General features: G+C 70.4%; 7 protein-coding genes. 2 read left to right on the top strand and 5 right to left on the bottom strand.

Features of this window, described 5'->3' with window-relative positions; all coding sequences use genetic code 11:
* Positions 1 to 723 precede the first annotated feature (723 nt).
* The 3 genes from ACIHAX_RS34420 to ACIHAX_RS34410 all read right to left on the bottom strand — a co-directional run bounded on the left by ACIHAX_RS34420 (position 724) and on the right by ACIHAX_RS34410 (position 3,721).
* Positions 724 to 1,716 carry a hypothetical protein gene (locus ACIHAX_RS34420; protein WP_397281781.1) on the bottom strand — a complete coding sequence of 331 codons (993 nt, stop codon included), beginning with the start codon at positions 1,714 to 1,716 and terminating at the stop codon, positions 724 to 726.
* Between the two features lie 150 nt (positions 1,717 to 1,866).
* On the bottom strand, positions 1,867 to 2,931 hold the full coding sequence (locus ACIHAX_RS34415) for an NlpC/P60 family protein (protein ID WP_397281779.1): 1,065 nt from the start codon (positions 2,929 to 2,931) through the stop codon (positions 1,867 to 1,869).
* A gap of 220 nt (positions 2,932 to 3,151) precedes the next feature.
* Positions 3,152 to 3,721 carry a C40 family peptidase gene (locus ACIHAX_RS34410; RefSeq protein WP_355081457.1) on the bottom strand — a complete coding sequence of 190 codons (570 nt, stop codon included), beginning with the start codon at positions 3,719 to 3,721 and terminating at the stop codon, positions 3,152 to 3,154.
* Between the two features lie 596 nt (positions 3,722 to 4,317).
* On the opposite strand from ACIHAX_RS34410, the gene ACIHAX_RS34405 reads away from it, so the two are divergent.
* Positions 4,318 to 6,111 (top strand): DEDD exonuclease domain-containing protein, encoded by a 1,794-nt coding sequence (locus ACIHAX_RS34405; protein ID WP_397281777.1) that lies wholly within the window; start codon positions 4,318 to 4,320, stop codon positions 6,109 to 6,111.
* A gap of 5 nt (positions 6,112 to 6,116) precedes the next feature.
* The gene (locus ACIHAX_RS34400) at positions 6,117 to 6,392 is read left to right on the top strand and encodes an Lrp/AsnC family transcriptional regulator (RefSeq protein ID WP_067800602.1); all 276 of its coding nucleotides are present in this window, start codon (positions 6,117 to 6,119) and stop codon (positions 6,390 to 6,392) included.
* 4 nt (positions 6,393 to 6,396) lie between these two features.
* Here the strand turns inward: ACIHAX_RS34400 and ACIHAX_RS34395 are convergent, their stop codons facing one another.
* Both ACIHAX_RS34395 and trpD read right to left on the bottom strand, forming a co-directional pair.
* A complete protein-coding gene (locus ACIHAX_RS34395) occupies positions 6,397 to 6,678 on the bottom strand; it encodes a hypothetical protein (RefSeq protein WP_355081461.1) in 282 nt (93 codons plus the stop codon).
* A gap of 233 nt (positions 6,679 to 6,911) precedes the next feature.
* The gene (gene trpD / locus ACIHAX_RS34390; protein ID WP_355081463.1) at positions 6,912 to 7,973 is read right to left on the bottom strand and encodes an anthranilate phosphoribosyltransferase; all 1,062 of its coding nucleotides are present in this window, start codon (positions 7,971 to 7,973) and stop codon (positions 6,912 to 6,914) included.
* Positions 7,974 to 8,158: the final 185 nt, after the last annotated feature.

The following is an 8,158-nucleotide window of genomic DNA, read 5'->3' as shown; positions in this document are numbered from 1 at the left end:
GCTCGCGTTTGCGCGGCCGCCGCTTGCTCCTTCGTCGCGTACGCGGCGGCCGCGCAAACGCGAGCCGGGCCGCGAACGGAACAGGCTCGGTCTCGCTTCGCTCGAAAGTCGCGGTTGAGGTGTGCTGGGCGCGTTTGGCCTGTGAACTCGAGGGCTTGATGTGCGGTGTGGAGATGCCATTCGGTGCTCGTGGTGCGCTCGGTGTGCGGCGGCCGCGCAAACGCGAGCCGGGCCGCGAACGGAACAGGCTCGGTCTCGCTTCGCTCGAAAGTCGCGGTTGAGGTGCGCTGGGCGCGTCTGGCTGTGAGCGCCGGGCCTGGTGCAAGCGGGTGGCAGGACGGAGAAGGTCGGTCGTTCATCGTCGAGGGCGTTGCGGGGTCGACACGATGAGCGGCGCCGGGTCGGGGGTCATAGGGCGAAAGTGCCGCCTTCGATGAGGATGGTGAGTTCGATGGTGATGAGGACGGTCACCGCCGCTGGCGAGGGTGACTCGCTCACCGCCGGCGACGGACAGGCTTTGTGGAGCGCTGCCGTGGATCGGGCCGCCGGGATCGTCGCCGTCGTTGTCGTGATCGCGCCACATGTCCCACCGGCGTGTAGGCCGAGCAGCAGCGGGAGCAGGCCGACACCAGTTGCCGCGCGACGCCTTCCGATTCCGCGCCGACGTCCGCTGACACCACGTAACGGACGCCGCACCGGTGCGCTCGCGGCTGTCGGTAGGGGTCAGGCGGATCGGGTTCGGAGCCACTCGCGCCAGTCGTCGACGAAATCGGCGCGGGGGGTGCCGAGAACTTCGCGGAGGATGCCGTCTTCGGTGGTGGGGTCCTGTTTGCCCGCCGCGATGCGGTGGTAGAGCTGGACGAGGCGGGCTCGGTCGTACTTCTCGGCGACGAAGGCGCAGATCGACCAGGCCTTTTCGTATGTGAAGGCGGCGTCGGGGCCGGAGAAGTCGGTGTCGGGCGGCAGATCCTCGGGGATCCGGCCCGCGTGGGCATGCGCGGTGAGCGTGGGAGCGATGTCGGAGAACCGCTGGTCCTCCCCGTGGTGCGCGGTGTAGTCGGCGAAACCCTCCAGCATCCACAGCGGGGCGCCGTCGACGGTGTCGGCGCGAGCGGCGATGTGGGTGAGTTCATGCCGCAGCAGGGTGGCCATGCCCTCGGGATCGAGGCGGCGTCCGGTGTCGGGGCCGAAGACGACGCGCTGGCCGGTGGGCCGACTGCCCGCCGTGAACGGATCGGCGACGGAGGCGGCGGCGACTTCGGCGGGCAGGAGACCGGGTGAGCGCAGCAGGGCCGCGAACTCGGAGGGCGACGAGGCGACGACGACCAGCGCGGACTGCGCCCAGCCGGGACCCCAGACGTCGGTCACCGCGGCGGTGGCCTCGGCGAGTTCACGTTCCAGCACGTCGATTTCGATCCGCTGGTCGGGATGGCCGACAACCAGGGATCGTCCCCCGTCTCCGGTCGGCACCTGGCGGGCGATGATCGACCCGAACGGTTCGACGATGCGCCGCACCTCGGCCAGCCGGGGATCGGCGGCCGCCGCCTGACCCACCGCCTCGGTCGCTCCCGGCTCCGCGGCCCGCAGTTTCGGCAGCACCGTGTTCGGCAACATGATCAGCGCGACGCACACGCCGGTGAGTGCCACCACCATCGCGACGGTGAGACAGAACTCGAAGCGTCGCCGGGCCGAGCACCACGCGCGCAATCTCCGCATGCCGTTCATCGGCGCGCCCCGGCGGGGGATACGGCTGTGCGGCCGACGGGGTAGGCGCCGCGCCGCACGCCCAGGTGGGTCACCGTTGCCCGTCGCGGGTTGGTCGGGCTTCGAGTACTGCGGTGCCGCTGGTTGGCTCGCTCACGGCCTCTAGTATCGCCGAGCCGAATGGAACGGCGTCGAGCTCATGGGTGCGACCGCGACGGGCACGCCGAAGGTGGAGGCGTGCAGCATGAGCCCGTTGCCCGCGTAGATGCCGACGTGCGAGATGTCGGAGTAGAAGAACACGACGTCGCCGGGCTGCAGATCCTCCTTGGCCACGGGTGTGCCGTAGGTGGCCTGCTGCGAGCTCGTCCGGGGCACGTTCTTGCCGACCTGCTTAAACGCCCACTGGACGAGGCCGGAGCAGTCGAACTGGTCCGGACCGGTGGCGCCCCAGACGTAAGGGTCGCCGATCCGGGTGAGCCCGGCCGCCAGCGCGCTGGTCCCGCTGCCGGGGACGAGGCCCTGCAAGAGACTGTCCCGGTCGAAGCCGGGCGGGAACGGCGATCCGGCGAGGGCGGACTTGTCCTTGGCCGACAGCGACCCCCAGGCCTGCACCACCTGGGCGATGGCGCCGCCGAGGTCGCTGCGCTTGTGCTCCAGTTCGATGCGCACCGCCTCGGCTTTCTGCGCGGCGGACCGGGCGGCGTCGGCGGCGGTGTGGGCCGCCGATTCGGCGGCGGTCGCGGCGTCGGTGGCCTTCGAGTAGTGGTCGAGCTGCTCGGAGGTCTGCGCGGACACCACGTCCAGCGTGGACATCTGGTCGAGCAGTTGCTGCGGTGAGTCGCTGACCAGCACGGCGAACAGGCGGTTGGTGCGGGCGCCCTGGTAGGCGGCGATCGCGGTGCGGTCGATGACCGGCCGATACCGGCGGATCTCGTCCCTGGCTTGGTTCACCAGGTCGGTGCTGGCGGCCAGCCGAGCGTCGGCGTCACGCTGGACGGCGAGCTTCGCGTCCAACTCGGCTTCCACGCCCAGAGCTTGCTGGTTGAGCTGTTCGGACTGACGAGACAGATCGATCATCCGCTGCACCGCCTCCGTGGCGGTGGAGGGAAGCGCCACCGGATCCGCTCCGGCCGGGCCGCCGCCGTAGAGACCGGCGGCCAGCAATCCGGCTGCCAGCGTCCCTCCCACCAGACGTTTGGTCTGCTGTCCCCGGTGATGCTCAGCCACAGCCCGCGGTGCCCCGTTCTCTCGTGCAGCGATCTCTCGCGAAACCGACGCGGAAGCCTTCGACGAACCCCGAGGGTTTGCGCCGGGCGAACCCGGGGTAATCGGTGGAAGGTCTCGGTTAGGTTACGGAACGGCCCTCATCGATGTCCAGTAGAGAACGAATTGATCACAGGGCCGTGGTGCGGTCGGGCCGCGATCTCGCGGCCCGACCAGCTGCTTCTCAGAAGCGGCGAGCGCCTGCGATCGGCATGGAGGAGATCGGCGCCACCTTCACGGGCTGGCCCGAGGTGGACGCGTGCACGACGTTGCCGTCACCGGCGTAGAGGCCGGAGTGGCCGCCGCCGTAGAACGAGACGAGGTCGCCAGGGCGCAGATCGTCCAGGGACACGGGGCTGCCCGCGGCGAGCTGGGCGCCGCTGGTGCGGGGCAGTTCGATGCCCGCCTGGCGGTAGGACCACTGGACCAGGCCGGAGCAGTCGAACGCGTCCGGGCCCGCGGCGCCGTAGACGTACGGCGAGCCGACCTTGCTCAGGGCGGCGTCCAGCGCGATGTCGCCGGAGGCCTTGGGTGCGACGAAGGGCAGGGGAGCGGGGCCGGGCAGCTCGACGCCCGGAATGCCCGGCGGAACCGGCAGCTCGTTCGGAACGTCGAAGGTTCCCACGCCGGGGACGGTCACCGGCTGGGCCGACGCGGGGGCTGCGGGCAGCAGGAACGCGCCGATGGTGGCAGCGCCGACGGCCCCGGCGGCAACAGCGCGCTTCGCCTGACGCTTGGCGGCGTTGGTCGTCATGATGCGGTACTCCCAATCTGCCTCACGACGCCGCACCCGGTGGTGCCGCGGACTTCGTCGGCGCCGCACCGGTCGGCGCGGCGGGACTCCGTGAGGTCTCGAAAAGGTTACGAACACATCACGGTCGTTTGTAAAGCGTCGGCGAAGCGAAATGGGGTTGCTCAACAATTTCACCGGCTAATGGATGTGAGATACGTCCCACCGAATCACGAAAAGATAACGGCGGGGTAATCGTGCAAGAGCGCGCGTTCGGGCAGGGTCGCGCGGCGGGGTGGACCGGTCGGCTACCCCGGGTGGGTCTGCGAAGTGTTTTCCCAGGTAGTGGCGGATAATGTGCCATAGGTTCCGATATGGTCGCTCGTTCGTACACCGTAGAGCCAGGGGTTGTCGACACGCCCGAGGGCGGGAGATCGCTTTTCGCGGGACTCGCCGCAATGTTTGATACAGTTTTGAACCTTATGTGATCTGGGTCTCTTTTCCGCATTTCTAGATCATTTCCCGGGTACCGCCCCGAAATCTCCACGGTGTCATTCGGACATTTCGTGGCGTATTCGCGTGCTCGGTTCCTGTCGGACCGTGGCCCTACGCTGCTCGCCGTGTCCGATCCCGTGCCGCGCCCGGCCGTCCAGCAGCTGGCTTTCGACGAGCTCGACACTCCCTTGTACGACACGACTTTCGTGGTCGTGGACCTGGAGACCACCGGGACCAGTCCCGGGGCCGACGGCATCACCGAGATCGGAGCGGTGAAGGTGCGCGGCGGGGAGGTGCTCGGCGAATTCGCGACACTGGTCAACCCGGGACGAGCGATACCGCCCGCGATCGTGCACGTCACGGGCATCACCACCGCGATGGTGTACGCCGCGCCGCGCATCGAGGCGGTGCTGCCCGGCTTCCTGGAGTTCGCCGCGGGCGCGGTGCTGGTCGCGCACAACGCACGGTTCGACATGGCGTTCCTGCGTGCCGCCGCGGCGCAGTGCGACACCGCATGGCCGGCCGCGCAGGTGCTGTGCACCGTGAAGCTGGCGCGACGGGTGCTCGGGCGCGACGAGGCGCCTTCCGTGCGGCTGGGTTCGCTGGCCCGGCTGCTCGGCGCCACCACGCAGCCGACGCATCGGGCACTGCAAGACGCGCGCGCGACCGTCGACGTGCTGCACGCCCTGATCGCGCGGGTCGGGAACCAAGGCGTCCACAGTCTCACCGAGCTGCTCGACTACCTGCCCGACGTCACGCCCCGGCAGCGCTCCAAACGCGTCCTCGCGGCCGATCTCCCCGCCGCTCCGGGGGTGTATCTGTTCCGCGGTCCCTCGGACGAAGTCCTATATATAGGCACGGCTGTGAACCTGCGCCGCCGCGTCCGTAACTACTTCACCGGTTCGGAGACCAGAGGGCGGATGAAAGAGATGGTCTCGCTGGCGATTCGGGTCGACCACGTGGTGTGCGCGCACGCGCTCGAGGCGGCGGTGCGCGAACTGCGGCTGTTGGTGGCGCACACCCCGCCCTACAACCGCCGGTCGAAATTCCCGAAACGGGCCTGGTGGCTCACTCTCACCGACGAGCCGTTCCCGCGGTTCTCGGTGGTGCGCGAGCCCGGCCGGGACGCGTTGGGGCCGTTCAACTCCCGCAACGACGCCGCCGACCTGGGCGTGATCATCGCCGAATTCACCGGGTTGCGCACCTGCACGGCACGGCTGTCCAGGAACGCGGCGCACGAGTGCCCGCCCGCCCTGGTCGGCGGATGTCCAGCGGGCTCCGAGGGAAAGCCGCTGGACATGGCGCAGTACGCGCCCGCGCCCGCGCTCGTGCGCGCGTTGTTCGCCGGGCGCAGCGACGCGCCGATCCGGTTCATGCTCGACCGCATCGAAACTCATTCGCGCGCGGAACATTTCGAGGCGGCGGCGCGGCTGCGCGATCGCGCGGCGCGAGTGGTGCGCGCGCTGCGGCGCACCCAGCGACTGGCCGCGGTGGCGCGCATCGCCGAGCTGATCGCCGCGCATCCCGACGGTGACGGCGGGTGGGAGTTCGCGGTCATCCGGTACGGCCGCCTGGCCGGTTCCGGCACCGCCCAGCGGGGCGTGCCGCCGATGCCCATCGTGGAGCAGATCGTGGCCGCCGCCGAAACAGTGGTTCCGGCCGGGGTCGCCGGACCGCATGTGCAGGACCACGCCAGGTCTCCGGTCGAGAACGCCCCGCCTTTACGCGGCGCGTCCCCCGAGGAAGTGGCGCTGGTCGTACGCTGGCTGGCCCGGCCCGGCGTACGCATCGTGCGGACCACGGACGGGTATCACGAGCCGCTCTTCGGCGCGGCGCGCTGGCTGGGCTGGGCGGAACTGGCCGACGCGGCGGTCAGCGCCCAACCGACCGAGGAAGGTTATCTGGACCGCTTAGGCTGAGCGTCATGATTACCGCGATCGTCCTGATCCACGCCGACAACGGCCGCATCCCGGAGACCGCGCAGGCGGTCGCGGACACCGACGGCGTCGCCGAGGTCTACTCCTGCGCGGGTGACGTGGACCTGATCGCGATCGTGCGGGTACGTGACCACGAGCAGATCGCCGATGTGGTGACCGGCCGGATCGACAAGACACCGGGTGTCCTGCGCACCACGACCCATATCGCGTTCAAGTCGTATTCGCGCGCTGAAGTGGAGGCGGCGTTCTCGCTCGGCGAATAGTCCCTCAGTCCCGCACCCGAACACTGCGCACGGCGAAATAGGCGCCGTCGTTCGGTGGCAGCACGACGACGTCGCCCGAGCAGTCCGGCGACTCGTACAAGTGCGCGACGCCGTCGGTGCGGTTGCGGATCTCCACGTCGGACCCGTCGCCGACCTCGACGCAGCCGACCGGGTTCTCGTACACGACGCCGTCGGCGAACAAAACGCCTCCGGCCGCATTCGCTCCTGGGGCGGCGGCGATGCCTGCGGTGGCGAGGACGGCGAGTAGCGGAACAAAAAGTCGCATGTCGGTGCTCCTCGTCGGTCGAACCGATCGGCGCGGTGCCCGACTCGGCATGCGCCGAATTGTCCGGCCGACGTTACCGGCCGCGACGATCCCGGCCACGGCCCTCGCTCAGGTCAGCGTGTCGGCGCATGTCCCCAGCGGCGATGCCGGAGCATCGGCACGGCCAGGTCGGCGCGGAAGCCGCGGCAGCGTGCACGAGCCGGGCATCGCTGCGGGCACCGAGCCGGCCCGCGTCAGTTGTCGCCGAGCGTCTGCGTCAACTTCGCCCAGCGCTCCAGCAACGCTGTGGCGGCGCCCGTGTCGATCGCCTCGGCGGCGCGCTCGACGCCTGCCGCGAGCGCGGCGTGCAGGTCGGCGTCGGGATCGCCGACGCCGCGCGACCAGTCGTAGGTCAGGATCGCCGCGGCCGAATTCAGCAGGACCGCGTCCCGGACCGCGCCACCGCGACCGGCGAGCACGTCGCGGGCCACGCCCGCGTTCACCTCGCTGTCGCCGCCGCGCAGCGCGTCCAGATCGACCCGCGGGATGCCGATGCGGGTCGGATCGATGGTGGTTCGGCGCGTTCGTCCACCCGACACGATCCACGCCTCGGTGGTGTCCGAGGTGGTGATCTCGTCGAGGCCGTCGTTGCCGCGCACCACCAGCGCGCTCGCGCCGCGTTCGGCGAACACGCCCGCGATCACGGGCAGCAGGTCGGCGAACGCGCAGCCGACCAGCCCGGCGCGCGGCTGCGCGGGGTTGGTCAGCGGCCCCAGCACGTTGAAGACGGTCGGGATGCCGATCTGGCTGCGCGCCGCGCCCGCGTACCTCAGGGCGGGGTGGAACACGGCCGCGAAGCAGAAACCGATGCCGACTTCCCGCACACAGCGAGCCACCGCCTCGGGACCGAGCGCGAGCTTCACGCCCAGCGCCTCCAGCACATCGGCGCCGCCGCTCTTCGATGACGCGGCCCGGTTTCCGTGCTTGACCACGGGTACCCCGGCCGCGGACACCACGATCGAGGACATGGTGGAGATGTTCACCGAGCCGGACCGGTCACCGCCGGTGCCGACGATGTCGACCGCGTCGCCATCGATCCGCACCAGCCGGGCGTGCTCGAGCATGCCGCTGGCCAGGCCGGTCAGCTCGGCGGGCGTGGGTCCCTTGATCTTCATGGCGACGCCGAACGCGGCGATCTGCGCGGGGGTGGCGTTGTCGGACATGATCTCGCTCATCGCCCACGCCGTGTCGTCCGCGGCCAGGTCGCCACCGTCGGCGAGGGTTCCGAGCACCTGGGGCCAGCTGCGCACGCTCATTCCACACTTCTCCCGTCACACTGGTTCGCGCACCAGTTTGTCCGCAAGCAGCCTAGCTGTGTTTGTCTTTCCAGCGCCTGCGGCGCTGGGTGTTGGCGGGCCCCCGGTGGGGGGGGGGGGGGGGGGGCGCCCGCGCGGGGGGGGGGGGGCGCGGGGGGGGGGCGGCCCCCCCCCCCGGCCCCCCC

Origin of the sequence: Nocardia sp. NPDC051929, assembly GCF_044548645.1 — a bacterium.
Classification (GTDB): Bacteria; Actinomycetota; Actinomycetes; order Mycobacteriales; family Mycobacteriaceae; genus Nocardia; species Nocardia sichangensis.
Note: the sequence above shows the minus strand (reverse complement) of the source record. Positions and strands in the feature narration are given on the sequence as shown.